The sequence below is a fragment of the Limosilactobacillus portuensis genome, assembly GCF_014838735.1.
Lineage (GTDB): Bacteria > Bacillota > Bacilli > Lactobacillales > Lactobacillaceae > Limosilactobacillus > Limosilactobacillus portuensis.
Window position 1 is genome coordinate 1 of record NZ_JABUXQ010000116.1, and the last position, 288, is coordinate 288.

A 288-nucleotide genomic window follows, 5' to 3' on the forward strand; every position below is an offset into this window, starting at 1 on the left:
GGCTGGGCAAAAACTAGCCAGTTAATAAAAAACACAGATAGATTCAAGCTGATTTTGATGAAATTCAGCCGAACTATCTGTGTTTTTCTTTTTATCTCTATTATCTTGGACTATTTTCTTAGCCAATTTCGTTAGATTCATGCTCATTAGGAGGAATCCTATCTCTGTTTCAACCACTTTTTGTCCTCTGACATGAACTCTGCGCACGCCAAAAACACCCTTCATCCTACCAAATACAGGTTCGACATCCACCTTGCGTTTGGCATAAATGCGGGCTCCCACTTTACT

The 288-nt window shown here is 39.9% G+C and carries 1 pseudogene; it reads right to left on the reverse strand.

What is annotated here, in order from left to right:
* Nucleotides 1–103 precede the first annotated feature (103 nt).
* Nucleotides 104–288: pseudogene (locus tag HUK49_RS11595) on the reverse strand (transposase); the annotation flags it as partial.